Raw genomic sequence first — 25,611 nt, 5'->3', positions numbered from 1 at the left:
CCTATTTAACTTTAGCTGTAATCAGGACGACGCCAGCCATCACCAGGGCGATACCAAGAGCGGTTGTCCAGTAGAAAGGTTCACGAAATATAATGAAAGAAAGTAAAGCAACGCAAGCTACTGCTCCGGATGTCAAAATTGGGTGAGCAACATTCAGTGGTAAAAAAGCTAACGCTGCGGCATAAAGAACAAAAGCCAGCCCGTAAAGTATTAATCCCAGCCAAAATGGCCAGTTATATAAAGCCGATAACGGCTCGCTTAAAGATGGAAACTTTCTTGGCGGCATCATCGCCATTTTGATCAAAACACTCGCTGAACTGTTTGCTGCAATTCCTAAGAGCAGGACTAACCATTTCATTGCATTTCACCATATTGCGCGGAAATAAACTTCAAAGTTTGCTCAATAGTATTCAGGCGATTTTTTTTGTCAGTCAACATCTCAATGGTCACGTACATTTCTGGAAGGTTTTTTTTGAGCTGGCTGCTTAAAATTTCATGCATTCCATTCTTTGCGGTTGGCGGGACAAGATTAGGCTCACTGATATGAATATGACCAATCAAGGCTTGGTATTCCTTTAACAACGTAGATATTTTTTCTTTATTTAAAGATATTGCGCCTGTATCAAGCTGCATACGAATGTGAGCATGGTTAACTGCTTTCACAACGCATGCTGTTTCTAAAGCCGTAGTCATGAAATTGGCACCATAATGTGTAGGGTTAGGCTCAAGGCAAATTACCACGCCAAAATATTGAGCAATATTACCGAGTTCGCGAAAAAAACTTACCGCTATCTTCTCTACCTGAGCATCGGATAGCTGTTTCCTGTCCCTGTTCTTAGGGGAGCCAAAAACCAGCTTTGTTGCGCCTGTTCCTGCAGCTATACGGCAAATGGCTGTAAGATGGGCAAGCATTTTCTGACGAGTGTCTTCATCGTCGAAAATATTAAATCCTTGTGTGCCAAACAACAAAGATTGCATTCCTGTGATAGTAATACCGCGCTGTGACCACCAGCTTTTTACCAATTCAATCTGCTCATGACTGGTGGTAAGAATATCTGGGAAATATTTCCCTGGCGCAATATCAATAGCGTTGACGCCATACTTATTCAGCAGTGAAGCAACTGCGGCATCTTCTTCTTTATCCCAGGCGATATTTGATATGGATATTTTCATGAGTCAACGCCATTTCTTTTTAATTCGGACTGAGCATAAGCTCGTATTGCCATCAGAGTTTCACGCTTACTGTATTGATACGCGCTGCCGCCTGAAAACAGTGCCGAGTGAAGGCTTTTCATATCATAGTGGCCAGGGCTTTCAGTAATATGATTTTTAAAATCGAGATTGAATGCCTCTTTAGCCACCTCAGCAACAGAAACAGGCTCAGCGCTCAAATGCAACAATTTAAGATTGTTTTTAACAGCTATATCGATATCGTACCAGAGATTAATCATGGGATAGAATTGAAAAACGCCCCGACTTTCAATTTGTGTGATATTATTGTTGTTATGGAAATCATAAATAATATTTTTACGTAACCCCGGCCCAACCAAACCTGGTAAGCGAACAATTAAAGCCCCTTCGAAATGTGACTCAACAAATTTTTCCAGATAGCGTCGATGTAAGCCATAAGGGTGCAACCCCTCTTCCTGAACCTTACTGTTTTCATCAACACCTATCGGCTTTTTAAAGACATCCACTGTACTAATCAGGATGAATTTTCGGCATTTGATTTTACTTAGCTTATCGATTAAAGAGTTTATTTTGTCTAAATCATCCTGTGGATGTTGATTAGCCAGCCATTTTTGCGCTGGTGCCCCTGCACATACTACGACATCAAACTCCTTGCCACAAATTTCATCAATATTTATTGAGCGATAGAGGAAAGAAAAACTCCTTTGTTTTAAAAGCGTTGAGCCAACGAAACCCGAATATCCAATTAAAGCATCCATATATCACCTTGAACTATTTATTACGCCCGGTTTGCACCGAATTATTACCTGATGAAAGTGATTCGCTAAGTACATTCACCCTGTCAGTATTTAACATAACTTCGCTATTTCTTTCATAAACAACAGCATATTCAGACTGTACGCTACTTTCATCCAGTAACCTTCCCAAATATTCGCCAAAAAAGGCCATCATGATAAACTGCAATGTGAAAAGAAGGGACATAAAAAGTACAATTGTAGTCCATCCTTCAACTACATGACCGTTAATCAAATGGATCAGAACGCTATAGCCAGCAAAAACAAATGCTGCCAGGCTGCCGCAAAAACCTACTGCGGACATCCAACGTAAAGGCCTGGGTGAATTGAATACCATCAAGCGTAACAGACGTCTTACTGACTTTAGCATTCCCAGTCCTTCCGCTTCCATTATGGGTGTATATGGAAAAGCGCCCGCCGGATATCCCGTTTTTTGTATACGTAAATAAAATTGATGATGGAAACGTCCAATGCGCGTTACAGCATTAACAGCCCTACGACTCAGGCAGCGTAGCCCAGTAGAGTTAGTCGGAAGTTCATATTCAATAGCACGCAGAGCCCCATTAATTAGTTTGCGTAACAGGCGATAAGAAAAGGATTTTGTGCTATTGGTAACGCCAATGACCACATCATGCCCTTGTCGACATTGCGTAACAAGTTGAGGAATGACTTCAACCGGATCGGAACAGGGGTTCCAGAGAACAACAAAATCACCAATAGCATTTTCAAGGCCAGCCGCCAGCGCCACATCTACATCTACAGCAGCTGAAAGATGAATAATTCTCATACTCGGAATAACTCGCAAAAGATTGTCTTCATCCTGTGCGTTCGTTGAAGATACCCCTGACGCGATAATAACCATTTCGTAATCTGTATAGTTTTTATCGAGGAGCATATGCAACCTGAACAGTTGTTCATTTATTTCCTGGAGCCGCGACTGAACCACGACAACAACGGAAACGAAAGATTCGCTTTTCATAATATCAACTCAGTTCAATGACGCGCTCTACTTCCTGAAGAGCGTCGTATATGTTATCTATTTTGCCACCCATGATACAATGTAATCCCCGTAATCCATGATTCGGCTTAAACAATATGGGTCTTGAATCATCAGAATCACTGCGCGGTAAAATAGTTTTCACTTCCCATATGGACTTTTGATATTGGCATTCACTCAATGACGGAATGTAGCGTTGCGCATCAGCAATCATATAACGCCAGGCACTGTGACGTTCATCTTCGTCATATCGTTTCTGTGAGTCCTGGTAATCTTCCCCAAGCGCATCTGACCACTGATAATGCGGTGTGTAGCGCACGTGGCTAAACGAGTGCCAGGCTGTTGAAGGAAACGGCATTACCGAGAAAAAGGGGCCGCACATCACCGTTATGCCTATTTTTTTAAGATGATCAGGTACTTCCACAAGGCACATCTCCGTCATCTCATGTTTCAAAGGAATGAGCTCAATACCCGATGATTCTAATAAATAATTGATACGTGAGTAAGTGCAATTGAATACATGATCAGCGAAAACTTCATCGACGGACCCCGCTGAGTTTACCTGAACGGACAGACCATTACCTGCCGGCATCACCTGTGTAACATCAGTGTTAAGCATGATTTTGACATTAGCCACCTGTAAACGCTCTAGCATGATCGTACGTAGCTTATGTGAATCGAACGCAAACTCTGTAGTCGTGAATACAGCGTCAATCATTGCAGGGTTGACTAATTGCTTCACTTTCGCAGGTGCTTCTTCACAATCGGCACCTATCCGGCCGCAAAAACGTTTGAACTGATCGGCCGTGACTTTACCCAAGTGGCCTGAAATGAGGTAGTATTTTTGAAAATCACTTTCAATACAATCCTGAAATTCGCTGACAAAACGAGGAAAGGAAACACGCGAGCGCAATGCTGTAAGAATACTTCGCGGATAGTGGTAACCGTTGTGGACGCGCGCCTGATTAACATAGGAAGCCCGTGACATCAGCAGGGGAGACTTCTCAAAAATTGTGACATCATTACCTTTTAACGCAAGTTGCTCGGCCAGATACAAACCAAAAAAACCGCCGCCGACTACAACTATGTTGTTCATTCTGCTTTTAATCATTTCTGATTCAACCCGCAAAAAAAGTTTAAATATATTGCAACAAGAATGAGCTTTTTGTAACCATTATTTTTAATTAAATCAATCCAGGGGAGAAAACGGTGTGGGTGGATTAGGGCTTATCCATGATTTCGCCCTTTTAGATACAATTTTATCAGAGTTTCCATACCGAGACATTCCCTTTAATGAAAATGTCTCTGGTAACCTTAATCCAGGACGCAATATAACAGCCTGTCAACATTACTTCTGATATCCTTCATCAGAAACAGGTATTCCAAACTGGTTATCATTATGCGTGATTTACCGTAACGGCATTTTCAATGGATCGGGATAGCGGTAGCTGAAACCCAGCTCCTTGCAGATACGCTCGCCGTTGATAATCTTGCCCGTGGCGGCGTTTGCTTCTGCAAGAAATGTCGGCGGCGTCAGCCCCAGCTGACGGGCAACCGCCGGATAAAAATCTTTGCGGGCAGGATGATGCGGCGCGCTCAGGTTATAAGTTCTTCCACCTTCGCCGTTTTCCAGCAGCAGGATAATAGCGGCAACCACATCTTCCAGGTGCACCAGATTAACGCCGTGTGAACCGTCGCCTAAATCGGTTTTACCCGCCAGGAAGCGGCCCGGATGCCGCTGCGGCCCCACCAGGCCGGACAGCCGCAGAATATCTACCGAGGTGCCCGGCAGATTATGTAGCCAGGTTTCCAGCTCTTTCAGCGTCTTACCCGCTACCGTAACCGGCTCAAGCGGGCTGTCTTCATTCATCTCGCCGTTTCCACTGCCGTAAACAGAGGTGGAACTGGTAAAAACAATGCGCGGCACGTTTGCCGCCAGCGCGCTGTCCACGATTTGCTGAACCGCCAGCAGATAATTTTCGCCGCCCTCCGCCGTGCGGCTGGCAGGTAAGGTGATGACCAACGCCTCCACGTCCAGCAGCGCGTCAAGATCGTCGGGATCGCACTCCAGTTCCGGCGTCAGCGTCAGCAGCACGCTTTCCAGCCCGCACATGCGCGCCGCCTCCACGCCATCAGCCGTGGTTTTGCTGCCGGTGACCTGCCAGCCTCGCGCCGTCATCGCCAGCCCCAGCGGCATACCCAGCCAGCCCAGTCCTACAATCGCCACTTTTTTCATCTTTGTTCCCTGCTTTCTCAACCATGCCCTAAAACTACGCCAGCCTTTCGTCAACAACAATCGGTTAAGCCTTTTTATCTGTCATCAATGATAAAAAAGTGTTGCGCCCGACATTTGTCCTGAGTTAGGTTATTGGTCACGAAATGAATAATCATTCACCCCTATTTGAGAAGACTATGACACGCGTTCAGTTCAACCACCATCATCACCATCATCCTGACTAGTCTTTCAGGCGATGTGTGCTGGGAGACATTCAGATCTTCCAGCGGTGCAGAACGCAAAAAAAGCCCCCGGAAGATCGCCTTCCGGGGGCTTTTTTTATGGGCGCAGGCCCGGGCCTGAAAGGATGAACAACGCTGGCCGGTTAAATCGAGCAGACAGGAAAAGAGGATAAGCACCGATGTTAGATAACAAACGTTTACGCATAGCTATGCAGAAATCAGGCCGTTTAAGCGATGAATCACGCGAGCTGCTGGCCCGCTGCGGCATCAAAATCAACCTGCAGCAGCAGCGTCTGATCGCCTTTGCCGAGAACATGCCGATCGACATCCTGCGCGTGCGTGATGACGATATTCCGGGGCTGGTGATGGATGGCGTCGTGGACCTGGGCATTATCGGCGAAAACGTGCTGGAAGAAGAGCTGCTGACCCGCCGCGCGCAGGGCGAGGATCCTCGTTATGCCCTGCTGCGCCGTCTTGATTTCGGCGGCTGCCGCCTGTCGCTGGCGATGTCGGTTGATGATGAATATACCGGCCCGCAGTGTTTGCAAAATGCCCGTATCGCCACCTCTTATCCTCACCTGCTGAAAAAGTATCTCGACAAACAGGGCGTCGCTTTTAAATCCTGCCTGCTGAACGGCTCCGTCGAAGTGGCACCTCGCGCCGGCCTGGCCGACGCCATTTGCGACCTGGTTTCCACCGGCGCGACGCTGGAAGCCAACGGCCTGCGCGAAGTCGAAGTTATTTACCGCTCTAAAGCCTGTCTGATCCAGCGCGACGGCGAAATGCCCGCCGCCAAGCAGGAGCTAATCGACAAGCTGATGACCCGCATTCAGGGTGTCATCCAGGCACGTGAATCCAAGTACATCATGCTGCACGCGCCGAGCGAGCGTCTGGAAGATATCATCGCTCTGCTGCCGGGCGCGGAGCGTCCAACCGTTCTGCCGCTGGCGGGCGACAAGAGCCGCGTCGCCATGCACATGGTGAGCAGCGAAACGCTGTTCTGGGAAACGATGGAGAAACTGAAAGCGCTGGGCGCCAGCTCCATCCTTGTGCTGCCTATTGAGAAGATGATGGAGTAAGCGATGATGACCCCGATTGACTGGCAGGCGTGCAGCGCCGAAGAACAGCAGGTGCTGCTGACTCGTCCGGCTATCTCCGCTTCTGAAAACATTACCGCCAGCGTGCGCGCTATCCTGGAAAAGGTAAAAGCGGAAGGCGATGAGGCGTTGCGCTACTACAGCGCCGCTTTTGACAAGACTGAAGTGGGCGCGCTGCGCGTTACCCACGAAGAGATAGATGCGGCGTCGGCGCGGCTTGGCGATGAGGTCAAACAGGCGATGGCGGTGGCGGTGGCCAATATCGATAAATTTCACCAGGCGCAACAGCTGCCGGAGGTGGATATCGAAACCCAGCCCGGCGTGCGCTGTCAGCAGATCACCCGCCCCGTGGCGTCCGTCGGCCTGTATATTCCCGGCGGCTCCGCCCCGCTCTTCTCTACCGTGCTGATGCTGGCGACTCCCGCCCGCATTGCCGGCTGCAAGCGCGTGGTGCTCTGCTCGCCGCCGCCGATCGCCGATGAGATTTTATATGCCGCTAAGCTGTGTGGCGTGCAGGAGGTGTTTCAGGTCGGCGGCGCGCAGGCTATCGCCGCCATGGCGCTGGGCACCGCATCCGTGCCGAAGGTCGATAAAATTTTCGGGCCGGGCAACGCCTGGGTGACCGAAGCGAAACGTCAGGTCAGCCAGCGTCTTGACGGCGCGGCGATCGACATGCCTGCCGGCCCTTCCGAGGTGCTGGTGATTGCGGATGGTGCAGCCACGCCGGATTTTGTCGCCTCCGATCTGCTTTCTCAGGCGGAGCACGGCCCCGATTCGCAGGTGATCCTGCTGACGCCCGATCGCCAGATGGCCGAAGCGGTCGCCGACGCGGTAGAAAAGCAGCTGGCCAGCCTGCCGCGCGCCGAAACGGCTCGTCAGGCGCTGGCCGCCAGCCGCCTGATCGTGGCGAAAGATTTGGCGCAGTGCGTTGAAATCAGCAACCGCTACGGGCCGGAACACCTGATTATCCAGACGCGCCAGGCGCGCGATCTGGTTGCAGACATCACCAGCGCCGGTTCCGTGTTTCTGGGCGACTGGTCGCCGGAATCCGCCGGCGATTACGCCTCCGGCACCAATCACGTGCTGCCGACCTATGGCTTTACGGCGACCTGTTCGAGCCTGGGTCTGGCCGATTTCCAGAAGCGGATGACGGTGCAGGAGCTGACGCCGCAGGGCTTTTTAAATCTGGCGCCGACCATTGAAACCCTGGCCGCCGCCGAGCAGCTGACCGCCCACAAAAACGCCGTGACGCTGCGCGTTGCCGCGCTGAAGGAGAAGCAATGAGCAAGATTGAAGATCTCGCCCGCGCCAACGTGCGCCAGCTGACGCCCTATCAGTCCGCTCGTCGTCTTGGCGGCAGCGGCGATGTCTGGCTCAACGCCAATGAGTATCCGCTGGCGGTGCCGTTCGACCTCCGCCAGCAGACGCTGAACCGCTATCCCGAGTGCCAGCCGAAAGCCGTAATTGAGCGCTATGCGGCCTATGCGGGTTTGTCGCCGGAGCAGGTGCTGGTCAGCCGTGGCGCGGACGAAGGCATCGAGCTGCTGATGCGCGCATTTTGCGAGCCGGGCAAAGACGCCGTGCTGTTCTGCCCGCCGACCTACGGCATGTACAGCGTCAGCGCCGAAACGCTGGGCGTGGAATACCGCACCGTGCCCGCGCAGGAGGGCTGGCAGCTTAACCTGTCCGCCATTGCTGAAAAACTTGACGGCGTGAAGCTGGTCTACGTGTGCAGCCCGAACAATCCTACCGGCAACCTGGTGAAGCCGGAGGCCATCCGCCAGCTGCTGGAGATGACGCGCGGCAAGGCGCTGGTGATAGCAGACGAAGCCTATATAGAGTTCTGCCCGACGGCGACGCTGACCGGCTGGCTGAAGGAATATCCGCACCTGGTGATCCTGCGTACGCTCTCCAAGGCGTTTGCGCTGGCCGGACTGCGCTGCGGCTTTACGCTGGCCAACGCCGAAGTTATTGCGCTGCTATTAAAAGTTATCGCGCCTTACCCGCTTTCCACGCCGGTAGCCGATATCGCTGCCCAGGCGCTGAGCGAACAGGGTGTCGCCCTGATGAAGGAGCACGTTGGCGAGCTGCTGGCGACGCGTGACAAGCTGATTAGCGATCTGCGCGACTGCCGCTGCGTGGAAAAAGTATTCCCCAGCGAGACCAACTACGTGCTGGCCCGCTTCACTGACTCCGCGCTGGTCTTTAAAACCTTGTGGGATCAGGGCATTATTCTGCGTGACCAGAACAAACAGCCGGGACTGGCGGGCTGCCTGCGCATCTCCGTCGGCACGGCTGAAGAGTGTGACCGCGTTATCTCCGCGCTGCAAAAGTTATCCGGCGCGTCCGCATCCATGGAGCAAGCATGAGCCAGAAAGTTCTTTTTATCGATCGCGACGGAACGATTATCGCCGAACCGCCGGAAGATTATCAGGTTGACCGTATGGAGAAGCTGGCCTTTGAGCCGGACGTGATCCCTGCCCTGCTGGCGCTGCAAAATGCCGGTTATCGACTGGTGATGATCACCAATCAGGACGGGCTGGGTACCGCCAGCTTCCCGCAGGCGGATTTTGACGGCCCGCACCAGCTGATGATGCAGGTTTTAAGCTCGCAGGGCATCCGCTTTGATGACGTGCTGATCTGTCCGCATCTGCCGGAAGACGGCTGCGACTGCCGTAAACCGAAAACCAAACTGGTCACGGCATGGCTGGCGGAAGGCGTGCTGGATACCGCTAACAGCTATGTTATCGGCGATCGCACCACCGACCTGCAGCTGGCAAGTAATATGGGCATTCAGGGGCTGCACTACTCTAAGGAAGGCCTTAACTGGCAGGGTATTGGGCAGCAGCTGACCAAACGCGATCGTCACGCGCTGGTGAACCGCAACACCAAAGAGACACAGATTAAAGTAGAGGTCTGGCTGGATCGCGAAGGCAACAGCCAGTTCAATACCGGCGTGGGCTTCTTTGACCATATGCTGGATCAGATCGCCACCCACGGCGGCTTCCGCATGAATATTGAGGTGAAAGGCGATCTCTATATCGACGATCACCACACGGTGGAAGACACCGGCCTGGCGCTGGGCGAGGCGCTGCTGAAAGCGCTGGGCGACAAGCGCGGCATCGGCCGCTTCGGCTTTGTGCTGCCGATGGACGAGTGCCTGGCGCGCTGCGCGCTCGATATCTCCGGCCGTCCGCACCTGGAATATAAAGCCGAGTTCAGCTATCAGCGCGTGGGCGATCTCAGCACCGAGATGGTGGAACACTTCTTCCGCTCGCTTTCCTATACCATGGCCAGCACGCTGCACCTGAAAACCAAAGGCAAGAACGATCACCACCGCGTGGAGAGCCTGTTTAAAGCCTTTGGCCGCACGCTGCGCCAGGCGATCCGCGTGGAAGGCAATACCCTGCCCAGCTCGAAAGGAGTGCTGTAATGAACGTGGTGATCCTGGATACCGGCTGCGCCAACCTTTCCTCCGTTAAATGGGCGATCCAGCGCCTGGGCTATGAGCCAGTGGTCAGCCGTGAGGCCGACGTCGTGCTACAGGCCGACAAGCTGCTGCTGCCGGGCGTCGGTACGGCGCAGGCGGCGATGGATCAGCTGCGCGAGCGCGAGCTGATCGAGCTGATTAAAGCCTGTACCCAGCCGGTGCTGGGGATCTGCCTGGGGATGCAGCTGCTTGGCTCGCACAGCGAGGAGAGCAACGGCGTCACCACGCTGGGGATTATCGATCAAGCGGTTGAGCAGATGAACGACTGCGGGCTGCCGCTGCCGCATATGGGCTGGAACCAGATTACCGCTCAGGCGGGCAACCATCTGTTTCGCGGCATTCCCGACGGCGCGTACTTCTATTTTGTGCACAGCTACGCTATGCCGGTGAATGCCTGCACCATCGCGCAGTGCAACTACGGCGAGCCTTTTACCGCCGCAGTACAGAAAGATAACTTCTTCGGCGTCCAGTTCCATCCGGAACGTTCCGGCGCGGCTGGCGCGCAGCTGCTGAAAAACTTCCTGGAGATGTAAGTGATTATTCCCGCATTGGATTTAATTGAAGGAAAAGTGGTGCGGCTGCATCAGGGCGATTACGGTCAGCAGCGCGACTACGGCAGCGATCCCCTGCCGCGCCTGCAGGAATACGAGGCCCAGGGCGCGCAGGTGCTGCATCTGGTCGACCTGACCGGCGCGAAAGATCCGGCGGCGCGGCAGATCCCGCTGCTGAAAACCCTGCTGGCGGGCGTCGGCGTGCCGGTGCAGGTTGGCGGCGGCATCCGCACGCGGGAAGATGTGGAGGCGCTGCTGGAGGCGGGCGCCACGCGCGTGGTGGTTGGCTCTACGGCGGTAAAAAACCCTGAAGAAGTGCAGCGCTGGTTTAAGCAGTACGGCGCGGAGGCGATCGTGCTGGCGCTGGATGTGCGTATCGACGCGGCTAACCGCAAGGAAGTGGCGATCAGCGGCTGGCAGGAAGCGGCTGGCGTGACGCTGGAAGAAGTTATCGAACAGTTCCGGCCTTATGGCCTGAAACATGTGCTTTGCACCGATATCTCCCGCGACGGCACGCTCGGCGGCTCTAACGTGGCGCTGTATCGTGAAGTCTCGGCCCGCTATCCGCAAATCGCCTTTCAATCTTCCGGCGGCATTGGCTCGCTGGAGGATATTCGTGCCCTGCGCGGCTGCGGCGCTGCGGGCGTGATTGTCGGCCGTGCTCTGCTGGAAGGTAAATTCAACGTATCGGAGGCGATAACATGCTGGCAAAACGGATAATTCCCTGCCTGGACGTGCGCGACGGCCAGGTCGTCAAAGGCGTGCAGTTCCGCAATCATGAGATCATCGGCGATATTGTGCCGCTGGCGCAGCGCTACGCGCAGGAAGGCGCGGACGAGCTGGTATTTTACGATATTACCGCCTCTTCGGCCGGTCGCGTGGTGGATAAAAGCTGGGTAGCTCGCGTAGCGGAAGTGATCGATATTCCTTTTTGCGTGGCGGGCGGTATTAAATCAGCGGAAGACGCGGCGCAGATCCTCTCTTTCGGTGCCGACAAAATCTCGATTAACTCACCGGCGCTGGCCGATCCTGAGCTGATCACGCGGCTGGCCGATCGCTTTGGCGTGCAGTGCATCGTGGTCGGTATCGATACCTGGTACGACAGCGAAAGCGGCAAATACCACGTGAATCAGTATACCGGCGACGAAGCGCGTACCCAGGTCACAACCTGGGAAACGCTGGACTGGGTACAGGAAGTACAGCAGCGCGGCGCGGGCGAAATCGTGCTGAATATGATGAATCAGGACGGCGTGCGTAACGGCTACGATCTGACCCAGCTGCAAAAAGTCCGCGAGGTCTGCAAGGTGCCATTAATTGCTTCCGGCGGCGCGGGCACCATGGAGCATTTCCTTGAGGCTTTCCGCGACGCCAACGTCGATGGTGCGCTGGCAGCCAGCGTTTTCCATAAGCAAATTATTAATATCGGCGAGCTGAAGGCTTTTCTGCTCGACCAGGGTGTGGAGATCCGCGCGTGTTAACAGAACAACAGCTTGCCCAACTTGACTGGGCAAAAACCGACGGCATGATGCCGGCTATCGTGCAGCACGCCGTCTCCGGCGAAGTATTGATGCACGGCTATATGAATCAGGAAGCGCTGACGAAAACGCTGGAGACCGGTAAAGTGACCTTCTGGTCGCGTACCAAACAGCGTTTGTGGACCAAGGGCGAAACCTCGGCGCATTTTCTTAACGTCGTCAGCATCACGCCTGACTGCGATAACGATACGCTGCTGCTGCTGGTCAACCCGGTTGGCCCAACCTGCCATCGCGGCACCAGCAGCTGCTTCTCGCCTGCCGCCGCCGACTGGGCTTTCCTGTATCAGCTGGAACAGCTGCTGGCCGAACGCAAGCACGCCGATCCGGCCAGTTCCTATACTGCCAGCCTGTACGCCAGCGGCACCAAGCGCATCGCACAGAAGGTCGGTGAAGAAGGCGTGGAAACCGCGCTGGCGGCCACCGTTAACGATCGCAATGAGCTGACTAACGAGGCTTCCGACCTGGTGTATCACCTGCTGGTGCTGCTTCAGGATCAGGATCTTAATCTGAGTGCGGTAATCGAAAACCTGCGCCAGCGGCATAAGTAACCAAGCCGGGGTATAGCAACAAATAGCAAGGTCGGGAAACCGGCCTTTTTTATTAAGGGAGCAAGATGAGCACGTTTGACAAGTTAATCACTCTGCTGGACGGCCAGCAGGCACGTTATAAGATCATGACGCATGAGCCGACCGGCAAATGTGAAGAGGTCGCGGCCATCCGCGGAACTGCGGTTGGTCAGGGTGCCAAGGCGCTGGTGTGCCATGTCAAAGGCAACAGCGTTAAGCAATATGTTCTGGCGGTATTACCTGCCGACCAGCAGGCCGATTTAAGCAAGGTGGCAAAAGCGGTCGGTGGCCTGCGCGCCTCGCTGGCCAGCCCGGCGGAAGTTGACCGGCTGACCGGCTGCGTGTTTGGTGCGATCCCGCCCTTCAGCTTTCATGATGAGCTGAAAGTCGTCGTCGATCCTACGCTGTGCGAGCGTAACAGCGAGATTGCGTTTAACGCCGGACTGCTGGAGAAATCAGTGGTGCTGAACGCGCAGGATTATCAGCGTATCGCGCCGTCGCTCCCGGCTGATATTTTAAAAGCATAGCGGCAACGGGCAAAAAAAAACCCCACCGCAGAGCGTGGGGTTTTACTTTATGCTGTTTCAGCCTGCGGAGAAACTTAATCCAGCCACTCGGTGTGGAACACACCTTCTTTATCGGTACGCTTGTAGGTATGCGCGCCGAAGTAGTCACGCTGCGCCTGGATCAGGTTCGCTGGCAGCACCGCTGAACGGTAGCTGTCGTAGTAAGCGATAGCGGCGGAGAAGGTTGGCGTTGGGATACCGTTCTGTACGGCATAGGCCACAACGTCACGCAGCGCCTGCTGGTATTCGTCCGCGATGTTCTTGAAGTACGGTGCCAGCAGCAGGTTAGCAATGTCGGCGTTATCCGCATAGGCATCGGTAATTTTCTGCAGGAACTGTGCGCGGATGATGCAGCCAGCGCGGAAGATTTTAGCAATCTCGCCGTAGTTCAGATCCCAGTTGTTTTCGGTGGAAGCCGCTTTCAGCTGAGAGAAGCCCTGTGCGTAGGAAACGATTTTGCCCAGGTAAAGCGCGCGGCGCACTTTCTCAACGAACTCTGCTTTATCGCCGGAAACGGTCTGCACGGTCGGGCCGCTCAGAACTTTGGAAGCGGCAACGCGCTGAGTTTTCAGTGAGGAGAGGTAGCGTGCGAATACGGATTCGGTGATCAGCGACAGCGGCTCGCCCAGATCCAGAGAGCTCTGGCTGGTCCATTTACCGGTGCCTTTGTTGGCCGCTTCATCCAGAATCACATCAACCAGGTAGTTACCCTCTTCGTCTTTCTTGGTGAAGATGTCTTTGGTGATGTCGATCAGGTAGCTGCTCAGCTCGCCTTCGTTCCATTCGCTGAAGGTCTTAGCCAGATCTTCGTTGCTCAGGTTCAGGGCGTTTTTCAGCAGCGAGTAGGCTTCTGCAATCAGCTGCATGTCGCCGTATTCGATACCGTTGTGCACCATTTTGACATAGTGACCAGCGCCGTCCGGGCCGATGTAGGCAACACAGGCTTCGCCTTCGGCGCGCGCGGCAATTTTATCCAGAATAGGTGCAACCAGCTCGTAAGCTTCTTTCTGGCCGCCAGGCATGATGGATGGGCCTTTCAGTGCGCCCTCTTCACCACCGGAAACGCCGGTACCGATAAAGTTGAAGCCCTGCTCAGACAGTTCGCGGTTACGGCGAATGGTGTCTTTATAGAAAGTGTTGCCGCCGTCGATCAGGATATCGCCTTTATCGAGGTGTGGTGTGAGAGAAGCGATAGTTTTGTCAGTCGCTTCGCCTGCCTGCACCATCAGCAGAATACGGCGAGGTTTCTCAAGGGATTCAACAAACTCTTCGATGGTGTAGTAAGGCGCCAGCTTTTTGCCTTCGTTCTCGGCGATGACTTCGTCAGTCTTTTCGCGAGAGCGGTTAAAGATGGATACGGTATAGCCGCGGCTTTCGATGTTAAGAGCCAGGTTACGACCCATTACCGCCATACCTACAACGCCGATCTGTTGCTTGGACATTACATACTCCTGTCATGTAAAAACAATGGCTTGCATCGCCCTCGTTTTAGTGCTTGAACTGTCTCTCTACCTTAGAGATTATCCATTCTATTGTACATAGCAAAATTAACATTCAAAGCTATCACAGCTATTACTCTTTTCAGATTAATGCTTAAGTAATAACCATATATAAAGCATGTCAATGAATAAAAAACAGTCATTAATAGTAACCGCGACAGCATTATTTACACTCTGAAATAAAAAGCCCCCGCGATGCGGGGGCCCAGGCACTATTTAACAATCTCGTGAATAGCACGATTTGATAATCGCCGTTTCACATAACGCTGCAAACGATAAGGGATTAGCCGCGCAACAACTTTAACGCCAGGAAGCTGAATGAGCTTCCACAGTTTCGCCAGATAGACCTCTTTTTGCGAGAGCTGATCGCTAATTACCCTGGTAACCTCAACATGATTGATCAACGTTTTGTAATCGATAATGCCGAGTTTCCCTTTGCGCTGCCATTCAGGATTGAGGTATTCCGCCTGATAAAATCCTTTATTTAGCTTGATGCCTTTATCATCAAGTATATTGTGCTTATTTTCACCATTATTCAGCAGTGCCGGATCGGCCGCCAGCGAGAGGAAGAATTCCTTCAGCGCCGGGATCGCCATATCCCACTGGATGACTCTGCTATATTGACGCTCGTTAACCCGCTCCGGGAATGCGCCAATGTTAGGCACGATCACAGGCAAACTATTCTCCAGGGCGATGCTAAGCGTATAGCTATAGGTTTCTGGCCATTGAGCAGGATACCAGACCACGTCAGGCTTCACTTCCTCAATGATTTTTTCGATATCGGCATCTGAATAGCCGCCCAGCGTATTAATTGCACTGTGTAACGGACGGAAAGCATATCCCATCAGGGTAAATTTCACCGGATGTCCATTCAGGGCGACGGCGGTTTCTTCCAGAAGAACAGCGCCCTTCTCTTTGCTGATAGCACCAATAATGAGGACATTCAGATTGCGCGAAGGCTGCGGCGCTTTAACCGGCACATCAAGCTGTTTAACATGATGGTCGATATGCCACGCGCTGACCGCATTGTAATTTTTCGCATCGTATACGTTGGCATAGCGCGCCTGCGTATCAATTGATGGAAAAATCACGCGCTGTGCGCCCTGTAGCCAGACGGCGACATGCTTGCGGTAGTCTTCTAGCGGCATATACATTGGCACTGGATAGTGCTCAATGCAGAGCTGATCCATAGTGGTTAAATCATCGCCGCAGAAGCGTCCGTTTCGGTCGGTTAACGTGGGGTTGCCGTTAATTAAAAAGTAGTCATGTACCGTTATATCATAACTGCATTTCAGCTTTTCATGCAGCGCCAGGATCTCTTTGCTGAATCCCATAATATGGTGATAGTGAATATTACCTACACCTACGAAGGTCAGCAAATCTATTAATTTATCTGTGCCCTGATCCAGATCGAAAATAATCCGGTCTTTGTTGGCCGCACCTTCTGCCGTTAGCGCCAGTGCATAGGTATTCTCTTTTTCACCTGGCGACAGCAGTAAAAAATGCACTTTATTCTTGTAATGCGCAATAAGCTCATTTAGATGGGTAACTACGCCGCCGCCCATTTTATGGCTGACCAGCAGCACTTTAGGGACCGGCGTGGTAGCGATAATACGCGCCATCATCTGTTGACGAGCTTTTTTAGCCGGATCGGCAGCGATAAAGGACATAACGTCAGCAGTATAATTCGGGTGCAGTTCGGACAAAAGCTCCATAGCTTTGATCTTACGTGGGCTTTGCTCGCCAGCAAAACTGACGCCGCCTTTATGGTAGGCAAATACGTTCAGCTGATGATAATTCTTCCACCCCAGCTTATCCGCTCGCTGACACCAGTCATTTTCTTCACCATAGCCGCGACCAAAGGTTTCGACATCGAAATAGCCTACCTGATTTAAACAGTCACGACGAATATACATGCAGAAACCGATCCCTGTTGGGATCTCAACCAGGTTGTCCTGGGTGCCATAACTGGAGAAATGGTCGTCCAATGCCTTAACGTCCAGCCCGAGCAACAGTTCGTTATCTTCACAGAAGTTAGGGAAGCTGCAAATAGTGGCATTATTTGAAAACGGCGTAATGCTGCCTACGCGCTCTTTGCTATAAGCGGCATCTTTAATCCTTTCAAGCCAGTCGTTCGCTACTTCAACGTCGCTGTTGAGTAACAGCACGTCATTACGCAGGTGAAGCTGCATTCCGCGGTTGACTGTAGCCACAAAGCCCAGATTGGTTTCGTTTTCCAGCAGGATAAACTCATCATTGCTGCTACGCGCGCGTAACCACTCCGTCAGCTCCGGCTCCGGTGAGCAATCGTTAATAACGACCAGCTGCGCCCAGTCCGGAATTGAAGCCAACGTGGATTCAATACACTCCTGGGTTTCTTCCAGGCCAGCATAGACAGGGACAATGACGTCAACCGTTTTCGACAGATCAATTTCGTTGCGTGCCAGCGCTTTGCGGTGGCTAGCCTGCACCTCATCCAACTGGGTTATTAGAGCGGCTACCTGCTCTTTCAGCGTCTGATTTTCCGCTTCCAGCGTTGAATGGTCATTAGCTGAAGCAATATGGCCAGCCTGGGTTTCAACACGATTAGCTTCCAGCATGGCTATAGTATTCTGCAACGCAGCGATGCTGGAGGTTAATTCCTTTATCTTACGGTCCTTAACGCCGTTTTCGATATCGGATGCCAGTGATCCCTTATCGTTATCATTCATTTTGTATTTCCTGCACTTTCATAAAATTGAAGATGTTTTTTTATAATCGCCTTTTCATCGGGCTTAGCGAGCCTGAAACGTATATAGTCTAAATCAAAGATAAGGGAATAGGGTACCAGATAAGCAAACAGGTAAAACCCAAGGCGGTTAATACGTTCCTTTTCATCTTCTGCCTCTAAAATAAATCGAAAAGATGAATCGCCAAAAGCAGCAACCGGCACGCCCATTAACAACGCTTCAAGACCTACACTGGAATTGATAGTCACTATTTTTTTACAACGAGCAATAAAATCAATGCTGGTAGCTGATTTGTCTACATTAAAAAGTTCGTCATTTAATCTGAAAGCGCTGCCCGGATGGCTACGCACGATAAAATCGCTGTCGTAGTTTAAGCGTGCGTAATCGAGCAATACCTGATTATTGAAACCATTAGCATAAGCAATAAGATTAGAGTCATTTTCGACCTGTAGCACTATGCCTGATTTGTATTCTTTTGTCAGCGGGGGCAACGGCGAAGAGGCAAAAAAATCTCTTAAATCTTCAAGCGTCAGGTCTAACCGGCATTCTTTCGCCACGGCCGCATAGCGAGTCGCTGCTTCAGTGTTGCCATTGACGCCGCTAAAATCAAGGTAGCCCGTAGAGATGTATTCCGGGTGTCTTAACGGCCCTAACTCCATATTCATTACTGGTATATTCAACTTTTTACAAGCCAGGGATAAAGAAGGACAATTACACCAGTTTAGTACAACTTCGACCTTTCCGATTGACAAAATCGTATCATGGAAATCTTTTTCAAGCGTAGCATCTTCTGTAGTGAGGTAATCATAAAACGCACGCGTCGGATTACCGTTATGCTCGGCCAACTTTCGGACAAAAAAGTCGCTGTTAAAAGGGGTGAAGCTCATAGCGGCCAGTTCTGCCGGAGTAGGCAGCCGATAGCCCTGACGAGTTTGCGAATCGTCCAGCAATTCCCAGCGTTCATACTGACGCCAGATATCGATATCTCTACGATAAAGATCGTCAGTCAGAAAATGCAGTCGATCGCCATAGGTCGTCAATAGCTTATAAAATATCCATAAATAAGGGGCAGACTGCCCCCTGAATGGAAAAGAAGGGAAATAGGCGACAATCATTTGTCGGCACTCTCTTTAAAGGAAACCTTGACCGGGGCGTAAAGCACACCACCCTGCTCACGCGGCGCCCAATATTTTATTTTGTGCATCGGGCGACGCTGATCCAGCTCTTCACGCTGTCCATTATCCAAAGAAGCCAGCCCACAATGGATTAAATAATCACCCGCATTGAGAGGCAGAGTTACCTTGTAATCAATATAATATTTACCCGGTTTAAGATGAAAAGGTTGCCCGGCGGCAATATTATTATCGCCCCAAACGTCTCCCCCCTGCGCTCTGGACAAAGAAATACCCAGCACGGCTTCTTTAATTTCCTCCGCAACCAACAGGGTGAAGTTAAAAGTGAGCGCCTCACCGGCTTTCACCATTGGCTTCTCTTCCAGAGGCGTACCGTCAGACTTGATGACGGCCATTTTTTCTATAATAGCGCGAGCGCTACCGAAGCGTTTTTCATCGACTTCACGATGAATACCTGTCTGCTGAATCCGCTGTAGATCTGGGACACTGAAAGCCGTGGCAGCAAGAGTTTCGTTTTGAGGCTTAACATTTTCTACCGCTTCGGCTTGCGAAAGGATCATGCCTTTTTCATAGGCAAGCACGGCAGCCAGAACATCCGTGGTGTCAGCGACCAATTCGCCGTTTTTCATCACGATGCAGCGATCGGCATATTCCAGGATACTGCCAGTCGAATGCGTCACCATCAGGATAGTTGTGCCCTTTTTCTTTAAGGCTTCCATGCGTTTGAAGCATTTGTATTGGAATCCGATATCGCCTACCGCCAATGCTTCATCGACAATCAATATTTCTGGATCCACACAGGCCTGCACGGCAAAAGCAAGTCGCACGTACATGCCGCTGGAGTAAGTTTTTACAGGCTGATCGATAAAGTTGCCTATATCGGCAAAGCTTAAAATTTCGTCAAGCTTAGCGTCAGTTTCGCTTCTACTCATGCCTAATACGCTGGCGTTGAGGTAGACATTTTCGCGTCCGGTAAATTCCGGATTAAATCCTGCGCCCAGTTCCAGCAGAGCGGCGACGCGGCCGTTGATTTCTACGCTCCCCGCCGTAGGGGAAAGCGTCCCACAGATCATCTGTAACAGCGTCGATTTTCCTGCGCCGTTGCGGCCAATAATACCTACGGTTTCACCACGGTTAATGGTAAAAGAAACATTCCTCAAGGCCCAAAACTCTTTAAAATAATTTTGGGTACTTTTCCCTGCGAAGCGGCGCGCGTGCGGGAGGACGAATTGTTTCAGGCGATCCCTGGGACGATCGTAGATGTGATAGCACTTACTCAGTCCTTCAATGCGGACAGCAAATTCATTAGAGGACATCAGCGAATCCCTTTCTGGTTTTCTGGAAGAAAGCAAAGCCGAGCCAGGCAATAACAGAGGCACAGCCGGTATAGATTAATAATCCTTTCCAGTTTGGTATATGCCCCCAAATTAGAACTTCACGTGCTTGCTCAATGATAAAAGTGAGCGGATTAAGCATAATCCAGATACGGAACTTTTCAGGAATAGCCGTGATAGGAAAAAATACCGGAGAGAGAAACATCATGATGGTAGTAATGATCATGGTGGTTTGCCCTACATCACGAATATAAACACCTAGTGAAGAAAGGATCCAGGATAAGCCAAGACAAAAAATTATCAAAGGTATAAACACAGCGGGTAGAAAGACGCTTGTCCAGTGCAGATAGCCGTTAAAAGTAAAGAAAGCGAGCATCAGGACAAACAGGCTAATTACGCTATGAAAAATAGCGGAAAGCAGGCTGATAACGGATAACGTTTCAAGGGGGTAAACAACTTTTTTGACGTAATTGATATTTCCCAAAATAATTGTTGGGGCTTTGTTTACCACCTCAGCGAACAGACCATGCACAATCATGCCCACAAACAGTATCAGTGCAAATTGCGTTTTACTTTCATCACCGCCCACGGACCAGCGGGCTTTAAAGGCTACGGAAAAGACGAAGGTATAAACCGCGAGCATAAATAAAGGATTCAGAAAAGACCAGGCCAGCCCCATGCTGGAGCCTTTATAACGGCCGACAACTTCTCGCTTGGTCATTTGATAAATCAATTGCTTATGACGAAAAATTGAAGCCAGCATCGCCCTGACGGAAATACGCTGTTTTAAATGAGGGTTGCTCATTTCTCTCCCCTCTCTGAACCTGCCATAATAAATTTTTTGAACATATTATTAATACCTCAAACAGTATTTAGGTATCGGCCCTGGTGGGTACCGACTTCAAACACTCTTTATTTTTTGAACGTCTTAGCGGATCGAAAAACCAGCCCCATTTATTAAAATATTTTATCGATGATAAAATATGTTGCAATAAGAGGTATTTACTTTTATAAGATCCTTTCTTAAAAAGATGTGTAACAGTGACATCTGAATAGTAAATAATATCTGTATACTTTAGGGCTCGGCGGCAAAGATCAATATCTTCCATATACATAAAGTATCTGTCATCAAAACCTTCCAGTCTGGCAAGCAGATCGGATTCTAAAAACATAAAACAGCCAGATACTGAAGGTACAGTGAAAACTTTCGAAAAATCTGCATTTCGCAGCTCATATTTATTATCGAGATCCTTTGCCAATGCCGGGATAAACCGACGAACAAATAAATTTACTGGCGTAGGTAAAAGACGGCAGCTAAACTGTTTTGATCCGTCCGAATAAACAATTGAGGGCGAAACAAATTTATATTTGTTTTGCCTGGCCACGTGATATAAAGCGGAAACAGATCCTTCATGAAAGCGTATATCAGGATTGCAGATTAAAAAATACTCAGATTGCTTAAGGTATTTTTTTATTGCAATATTGTGTCCCGCGCCAAACCCACGGTTGCTTTCAGCCCGAATATAGTCAACTCGCGGATGATGCAACTTTGCAGCCCAGTCAGCACCGCCATTGTCCACCAGCACGATCTTTTCTACCGTTTCCTCGCTTAACAAAGAAGCCAGCGTTGGCTCGATGTCTGCCTGAGTATGACGATACAGAACGATTGAGGCGACTATTTGCATATATGGGTTATTATCCATCGTTAAACCTGTCTGAAATTAGCACCTGTCCCGTGTGCCGGTCCGTTGCTCTGATTTGCATGTTGCGCGAACGCCAGGTTTTTCAGGATAGGCTTGTCTTCAGCTTTTGCAATACGAGATCAATACGTGGCAGCCAGCTAACGGGCATAATGCCTGCTGCTGCAATCTTTTGCGTAGACATAACCGAATACTTTGGTCGTTTCGCTGGCGTAGGAAACTGGGTGGTCGGGATGGGCGTCAGCTCAGGCATTTTTTCCAGCAGTCCGGCGACACAGGCCTTCTGTAAAATGGCTTCTGCGAAGCCAAACCAGCTAGTTTCACCTACACCGCTATAGTGATAAATACCTGTAGGGCGCGGGGCGGCAAATATTATCTCCATCGCAGCACTGGCTATATCGCCTGCATAGGTAGGGCATCCACGCTGATCGTCAATAATGCTTAGTGCGGGGCGCTCTTTACCCAACCGCAGCATGGTTTTCAGAAAATTATTGCCATATTCGCTAAATACCCATGACGTCCTCAGTACTATTGCCTGCTCACAGGTCAGCGCCGCTTTCTCACCAGCCAGTTTGGTAGAACCATATATGCTTTGCGGATCGCAGGGATGATCCTCAGCCCAAGGCTTATCTGCTTCTCCATTAAAAACGTAATCGGTAGAAATATGGATAAGAAACGCATGATGGCGCTGAGCGGCAAGTGCAAGGTTTTCTACAGCCTGTACATTTACGTTCCAGGCACCTTCAGGATCGGATTCCGCGCGATCTACCGCAGTATAGGCAGCCGCATTAAAAATAACGTCTGGCTGAAATTGTCCGACAAGCCGTTCAACAGCGGCAGCGTCAGAGATATCCAGCTGCGAGCGATCGGTAGCCAGCAGCGTAACCTGCGGAAACTTCTCTTTAGCAAGATCCTGGAAGCAAGAACCAACCTGACCAGATGCACCGGTTAACAGCACTTTCATTTGAACAGCTCTCTGAACAATTTACCTTGCGCGTCTTTACCGGAAAGTAGTGGCTCAGCGACAGGCCACTCGATATTCAATTGAGGATCGTTCCACAGCAGACAGCCTTCGTGTTGCGGGTCATAATAGTCTGTACACTTGTATTCAAAATCAGCAAATTCTGAAATCACTACGAACCCGTGCGCCAGGCCGGGTGGAACCCAGAACTGGTTTTTATTTTCTTCGGAAAGATAAACGCCAGCCCACTGGCCAAACGTAGGCGAATCAGGACGAATGTCTACCGCCACATCGAAAACTTCACCACGTACGACCCGGACCAGCTTGCCCTGCGGCCTTGAAGTTTGAAAATGCAGCCCTCTCAAAACCCCCTGAGACGAACGGGAGTGATTGTCCTGCACAAAATCTAAATCTATGTCCAGCAACGCCTGGTAACGCTCTTTCTGGAATGTTTCGAGAAAAAAACCTCGCTCATCGCCAAAAACCTTTGGCTCGATGAGTTTTACACCCTGTACACGCGTCTCAGTAACTTTCATTTGTACACCGTTCGTCATCCGTTAATACATGCTTTTGGCGCTGATTCGTATTTTATGGATCATTCAACAAAATCAAAAGAGCCAGTTTTAAGGGGTTGATCTTAGCATTAACTCGATCGACGCTGAACCCTGTGTCAGTAATTCTTTTTTTTCTTACGAGTTTGTCTGTAAAGGAATTTCATATAAAGGTCATATAAGCTCTTGACTTAAAGAAATTTTCGCCATTGCACCCTTAAAATATTCTTGCGCCTGCTGCTCATTTACATCTCATCAGCCTTTATATCCTTATGAGCGGTTACAGGCAGGAATGATACTGGGAAAAACTGTAACTAAACGCGTGTTTTTTGCCCTTCGATGGTTGAGGCGATTGTGGTTACAGGTATAATTTGCTCTCTTAACCTGTGGTCAGGTTATCTCTCTGATCCTGCGGCTTAATATGCTGGATAACTTCGCGATAGCAAATGAGTGAGCTTTAATTCATGAAAATTCTTGTAACAGGCGGTGCAGGTTTTATCGGTTCAGCCGTCGTCAGGCATCTTATTAACGATATTCAGGCGACGGTACTGGTGGTGGATAGCCTGACCTATGCCGGCAATCTGGAATCTTTAGCTGCCGTTTCACAAAGTCCTCGCTATCACTTCATTCAGGCTGACATTTGCGATGCGGCCGCCATGAAAAGAGCCTTCACAGAATTTCAACCGGATGCCGTTATGCATCTGGCGGCAGAAAGCCATGTTGACCGCTCTATCGATGGCCCGGCTGCCTTTATCGAAACCAATATTGTCGGCACCTATACGCTGTTAGAAGCGGCCCGAGCTTATTGGTCCTCGCTTTCCAGCGAGAAGAAATCTGCTTTCCGTTTCCATCATATCTCCACCGATGAGGTTTATGGTGACCTGCACGGTACGGACGATCTTTTCGTGGAAACTACGCCTTATGCACCAAGCAGTCCCTATTCCGCTTCTAAAGCTTCCAGCGATCACCTGGTGCGCGCGTGGCATCGTACCTACGGCTTGCCGGTAATTATTACCAACTGTTCAAACAATTATGGTCCTTATCATTTTCCAGAAAAACTGATCCCTCTGGTGATCCTGAACGCGCTGGCCGGTAAGCCGCTGCCCGTTTACGGCGAAGGGCTACAGATCCGCGACTGGCTCTATGTCGAAGATCACGCGCGCGCGTTGTATAAAGTCGTCTCAGAAGGTGTAGTGGGCGAAACCTACAACATTGGCGGCCACAACGAGCGTAAAAATATTGAAGTGGTAAAAACTATTTGTACGATCCTGGATGAACTGATCGCTGATAAACCGAACGGTATTACCCACTTTGCTGAGCTGATCACACACGTTACCGACCGCCCTGGCCATGATATGCGCTACGCCATTGATGCCGGTAAAATCGCTCGCGAGCTGGGTTGGAAGCCGCAGGAAACGTTTGAAACCGGTATTCGTAAAACCGTTGAGTGGTATCTGAATAATAGCGAGTGGTGGCAGCGTGTGCAAAGCGGCGCCTATGTAGGCGAACGTCTGGGTTTAAATAAATAAAAGGTATTTTATGAAAGGCATCGTTTTAGCCGGAGGCTCCGGAACGCGTCTGTACCCTATCACCCGCGGCATTTCAAAACAGCTGCTGCCTATTTACGATAAGCCGATGATCTATCATCCGCTTTCCGTGCTGATGCTGTCAGGGATCAGAGAAATTTTGGTTATCACTACGCCAGACGATCTGTCCTCTTTTCAGCGTTTACTGGGAGACGGCAGCCAGTTTGGCATTCAGCTGGAATATGCGGTCCAGCCTTCTCCGGATGGTCTGGCACAGGCCTTTATTATCGGTGAGGAATTTATCGCCGGTGATTCCTGTGCGCTGGTACTGGGCGACAACATTTTCTTTGGCCAGAGCTTTGGTAAGAAGCTTGAAACCGCTGCACAGTTAAAAAGCGGCGCTACCGTGTTTGGTTACCAGGTAATGGACCCGGAACGTTTTGGCGTGGTCGAATTCGATGAAAACTTCCGTGCGCTTTCTATTGAAGAAAAACCGTTAAAGCCGAAATCGCACTGGGCCGTTACCGGCCTGTATTTCTACGATAACAGCGTAGTAGAAATGGCTAAGCAGGTTAAACCTTCTCATCGTGGCGAGCTTGAAATCACCACGCTGAACGAAATGTATATGGAAAAAGGTCAGCTGAACGTTGAACTGTTGGGGCGCGGTTTCGCCTGGCTGGATACGGGCACGCACGACAGCCTGATTGAAGCGTCGCAGTTTATCCATACTATTGAGAAACGTCAGGGCATGAAGGTTGCCTGTCTGGAAGAAATCGCATGGCGTAAAGGCTGGCTAAATTATGAGGAAGTGGCAGTACAGGCAAAAATGCTGTCAAAAACTTCTTACGGACAGTATTTACAAAATCTGATCGACGAAAAGATTTAAAAAAGCACAGCGGAAGCTGTGCTCGACGTTTTACCTGAAGCACAGCTT

The 25,611-nt window shown here is 50.6% G+C and carries 26 protein-coding genes and 1 other annotated feature; of the genes, 12 read left to right on the top strand and 14 right to left on the bottom strand.

The window, feature by feature from the left end:
- Window position 1 precedes the first annotated feature (1 nt).
- From AB6T85_RS11755 to AB6T85_RS11730, 6 genes are all read right to left on the bottom strand, one after another.
- The gene (locus tag AB6T85_RS11755) at window positions 2–358 is read right to left on the bottom strand and encodes a DMT family transporter (RefSeq protein ID WP_369895641.1); all 357 of its coding nucleotides are present in this window, start codon (window positions 356–358) and stop codon (window positions 2–4) included.
- On the bottom strand, window positions 355–1,173 hold the full coding sequence (locus AB6T85_RS11750; RefSeq protein ID WP_301251088.1) for a sugar phosphate isomerase/epimerase family protein: 819 nt from the start codon (window positions 1,171–1,173) through the stop codon (window positions 355–357). The genes AB6T85_RS11755 and AB6T85_RS11750 overlap by 4 nt, the downstream gene beginning before the upstream one ends.
- On the bottom strand, window positions 1,170–1,949 hold the full coding sequence (locus tag AB6T85_RS11745; RefSeq protein WP_369895640.1) for a Rossmann-fold NAD(P)-binding domain-containing protein: 780 nt from the start codon (window positions 1,947–1,949) through the stop codon (window positions 1,170–1,172). Before AB6T85_RS11745 ends, AB6T85_RS11750 begins: the two co-directional genes overlap by 4 nt.
- Window positions 1,950–1,962: 13 nt before the next feature.
- Window positions 1,963–2,964 (bottom strand): glycosyl transferase family 2, encoded by a 1,002-nt coding sequence (locus AB6T85_RS11740; RefSeq protein ID WP_301251090.1) that lies wholly within the window; start codon window positions 2,962–2,964, stop codon window positions 1,963–1,965.
- Window positions 2,965–2,968: 4 nt separating this feature from the next.
- On the bottom strand, window positions 2,969–4,078 hold the full coding sequence (locus AB6T85_RS11735) for an NAD(P)/FAD-dependent oxidoreductase (protein WP_369895638.1): 1,110 nt from the start codon (window positions 4,076–4,078) through the stop codon (window positions 2,969–2,971).
- A 312-nt stretch (window positions 4,079–4,390) separates the two neighbouring features.
- Window positions 4,391–5,218, bottom strand: a complete 828-nt coding sequence (locus AB6T85_RS11730; RefSeq protein ID WP_369895637.1) for an SDR family oxidoreductase — start codon at window positions 5,216–5,218, stop codon at window positions 4,391–4,393.
- 176 nt (window positions 5,219–5,394) lie between these two features.
- Here AB6T85_RS11730 and hisL point away from each other — a divergent pair, with 176 nt between their 5' ends.
- The 10 genes from hisL (at window position 5,395) to AB6T85_RS11680 (ending at window position 13,205) form a co-directional block, all read left to right on the top strand.
- Window positions 5,395–5,442: a his operon leader peptide gene (gene hisL, locus AB6T85_RS11725; RefSeq protein ID WP_100396937.1), complete on the top strand. Its 48-nt coding sequence runs from the start codon at window positions 5,395–5,397 to the stop codon at window positions 5,440–5,442.
- Window positions 5,418–5,539 (top strand) — a sequence feature (His leader region). (Overlaps the previous gene by 25 nt.)
- Before the next feature lie 79 nt (window positions 5,540–5,618).
- Window positions 5,619–6,518, top strand: a complete 900-nt coding sequence (hisG, locus tag AB6T85_RS11720; protein WP_125288103.1) for an ATP phosphoribosyltransferase — start codon at window positions 5,619–5,621, stop codon at window positions 6,516–6,518.
- 6 nt (window positions 6,519–6,524) lie between these two features.
- Complete coding sequence (gene hisD / locus AB6T85_RS11715; RefSeq protein ID WP_369895720.1) at window positions 6,525–7,820, top strand: histidinol dehydrogenase; 1,296 nt, start codon at window positions 6,525–6,527, stop codon at window positions 7,818–7,820.
- Window positions 7,817–8,905, top strand: a complete 1,089-nt coding sequence (hisC, locus tag AB6T85_RS11710; protein WP_301251096.1) for a histidinol-phosphate transaminase — start codon at window positions 7,817–7,819, stop codon at window positions 8,903–8,905. Before hisD ends, hisC begins: the two co-directional genes overlap by 4 nt.
- Window positions 8,902–9,969: a bifunctional histidinol-phosphatase/imidazoleglycerol-phosphate dehydratase HisB gene (gene hisB / locus AB6T85_RS11705; RefSeq protein ID WP_125288106.1), complete on the top strand. Its 1,068-nt coding sequence runs from the start codon at window positions 8,902–8,904 to the stop codon at window positions 9,967–9,969. Before hisC ends, hisB begins: the two co-directional genes overlap by 4 nt.
- A complete protein-coding gene (gene hisH / locus AB6T85_RS11700) occupies window positions 9,969–10,559 on the top strand; it encodes an imidazole glycerol phosphate synthase subunit HisH (RefSeq protein WP_253460124.1) in 591 nt (196 codons plus the stop codon). The genes hisB and hisH overlap by 1 nt, the downstream gene beginning before the upstream one ends.
- Complete coding sequence (gene hisA, locus AB6T85_RS11695; RefSeq protein ID WP_253460121.1) at window positions 10,560–11,297, top strand: 1-(5-phosphoribosyl)-5-[(5-phosphoribosylamino)methylideneamino]imidazole-4-carboxamide isomerase; 738 nt, start codon at window positions 10,560–10,562, stop codon at window positions 11,295–11,297.
- Window positions 11,279–12,055 (top strand): imidazole glycerol phosphate synthase subunit HisF, encoded by a 777-nt coding sequence (gene hisF / locus AB6T85_RS11690; RefSeq protein WP_301251098.1) that lies wholly within the window; start codon window positions 11,279–11,281, stop codon window positions 12,053–12,055. The genes hisA and hisF overlap by 19 nt, the downstream gene beginning before the upstream one ends.
- Window positions 12,049–12,660, top strand: a complete 612-nt coding sequence (hisIE, locus tag AB6T85_RS11685; RefSeq protein ID WP_253460115.1) for a bifunctional phosphoribosyl-AMP cyclohydrolase/phosphoribosyl-ATP diphosphatase HisIE — start codon at window positions 12,049–12,051, stop codon at window positions 12,658–12,660. The genes hisF and hisIE overlap by 7 nt, the downstream gene beginning before the upstream one ends.
- 65 nt (window positions 12,661–12,725) lie before the next feature.
- Window positions 12,726–13,205, top strand: a complete 480-nt coding sequence (locus tag AB6T85_RS11680; protein WP_369895635.1) for a YbaK/prolyl-tRNA synthetase associated domain-containing protein — start codon at window positions 12,726–12,728, stop codon at window positions 13,203–13,205.
- Window positions 13,206–13,279: 74 nt separating this feature from the next.
- Here the strand turns inward: AB6T85_RS11680 and gnd are convergent, their stop codons facing one another.
- The 8 genes from gnd to rfbC form a co-directional block, all read right to left on the bottom strand.
- Window positions 13,280–14,686 carry an NADP-dependent phosphogluconate dehydrogenase gene (gene gnd, locus AB6T85_RS11675; protein WP_253460110.1) on the bottom strand — a complete coding sequence of 469 codons (1,407 nt, stop codon included), beginning with the start codon at window positions 14,684–14,686 and terminating at the stop codon, window positions 13,280–13,282.
- 269 nt (window positions 14,687–14,955) lie between these two features.
- Window positions 14,956–17,454 (bottom strand): glycosyltransferase, encoded by a 2,499-nt coding sequence (locus tag AB6T85_RS11670; protein WP_253460107.1) that lies wholly within the window; start codon window positions 17,452–17,454, stop codon window positions 14,956–14,958.
- Window positions 17,451–18,587 carry a GT99 family glycosyltransferase N-terminal domain-containing protein gene (locus AB6T85_RS11665; RefSeq protein WP_253460104.1) on the bottom strand — a complete coding sequence of 379 codons (1,137 nt, stop codon included), beginning with the start codon at window positions 18,585–18,587 and terminating at the stop codon, window positions 17,451–17,453. The genes AB6T85_RS11670 and AB6T85_RS11665 overlap by 4 nt, the downstream gene beginning before the upstream one ends.
- A complete protein-coding gene (locus AB6T85_RS11660) occupies window positions 18,584–19,921 on the bottom strand; it encodes an ABC transporter ATP-binding protein (RefSeq protein WP_253460101.1) in 1,338 nt (445 codons plus the stop codon). The genes AB6T85_RS11665 and AB6T85_RS11660 overlap by 4 nt, the downstream gene beginning before the upstream one ends.
- Complete coding sequence (locus AB6T85_RS11655; protein WP_253460098.1) at window positions 19,911–20,744, bottom strand: ABC transporter permease; 834 nt, start codon at window positions 20,742–20,744, stop codon at window positions 19,911–19,913. Before AB6T85_RS11655 ends, AB6T85_RS11660 begins: the two co-directional genes overlap by 11 nt.
- Window positions 20,745–20,811: 67 nt before the next feature.
- Entirely contained in the window at window positions 20,812–21,642 is an 831-nt protein-coding gene (locus tag AB6T85_RS11650) for a glycosyltransferase (protein WP_253460095.1), read from the bottom strand.
- An 82-nt stretch (window positions 21,643–21,724) separates the two neighbouring features.
- The gene (gene rfbD / locus AB6T85_RS11645) at window positions 21,725–22,603 is read right to left on the bottom strand and encodes a dTDP-4-dehydrorhamnose reductase (protein ID WP_253460092.1); all 879 of its coding nucleotides are present in this window, start codon (window positions 22,601–22,603) and stop codon (window positions 21,725–21,727) included.
- Window positions 22,600–23,136 (bottom strand): dTDP-4-dehydrorhamnose 3,5-epimerase, encoded by a 537-nt coding sequence (gene rfbC / locus AB6T85_RS11640; RefSeq protein ID WP_253460089.1) that lies wholly within the window; start codon window positions 23,134–23,136, stop codon window positions 22,600–22,602. The genes rfbD and rfbC overlap by 4 nt, the downstream gene beginning before the upstream one ends.
- 479 nt (window positions 23,137–23,615) lie before the next feature.
- On the opposite strand from rfbC, the gene rfbB reads away from it, so the two are divergent.
- Together rfbB and rfbA are read left to right on the top strand one after the other, a co-directional pair.
- Window positions 23,616–24,680, top strand: a complete 1,065-nt coding sequence (gene rfbB, locus AB6T85_RS11635) for a dTDP-glucose 4,6-dehydratase (RefSeq protein ID WP_369895633.1) — start codon at window positions 23,616–23,618, stop codon at window positions 24,678–24,680.
- 10 nt (window positions 24,681–24,690) lie between these two features.
- The gene (rfbA, locus tag AB6T85_RS11630; protein WP_369895632.1) at window positions 24,691–25,563 is read left to right on the top strand and encodes a glucose-1-phosphate thymidylyltransferase RfbA; all 873 of its coding nucleotides are present in this window, start codon (window positions 24,691–24,693) and stop codon (window positions 25,561–25,563) included.
- The last annotated feature ends 48 nt before the right edge of the window (window positions 25,564–25,611 follow it).

Origin of the sequence: Erwinia aeris (genome assembly GCF_041224955.1) — a bacterium.
GTDB lineage: Bacteria > Pseudomonadota > Gammaproteobacteria > Enterobacterales > Enterobacteriaceae > Erwinia > Erwinia aeris.
This window is presented reverse-complemented; position numbering and strand designations above follow the sequence as displayed.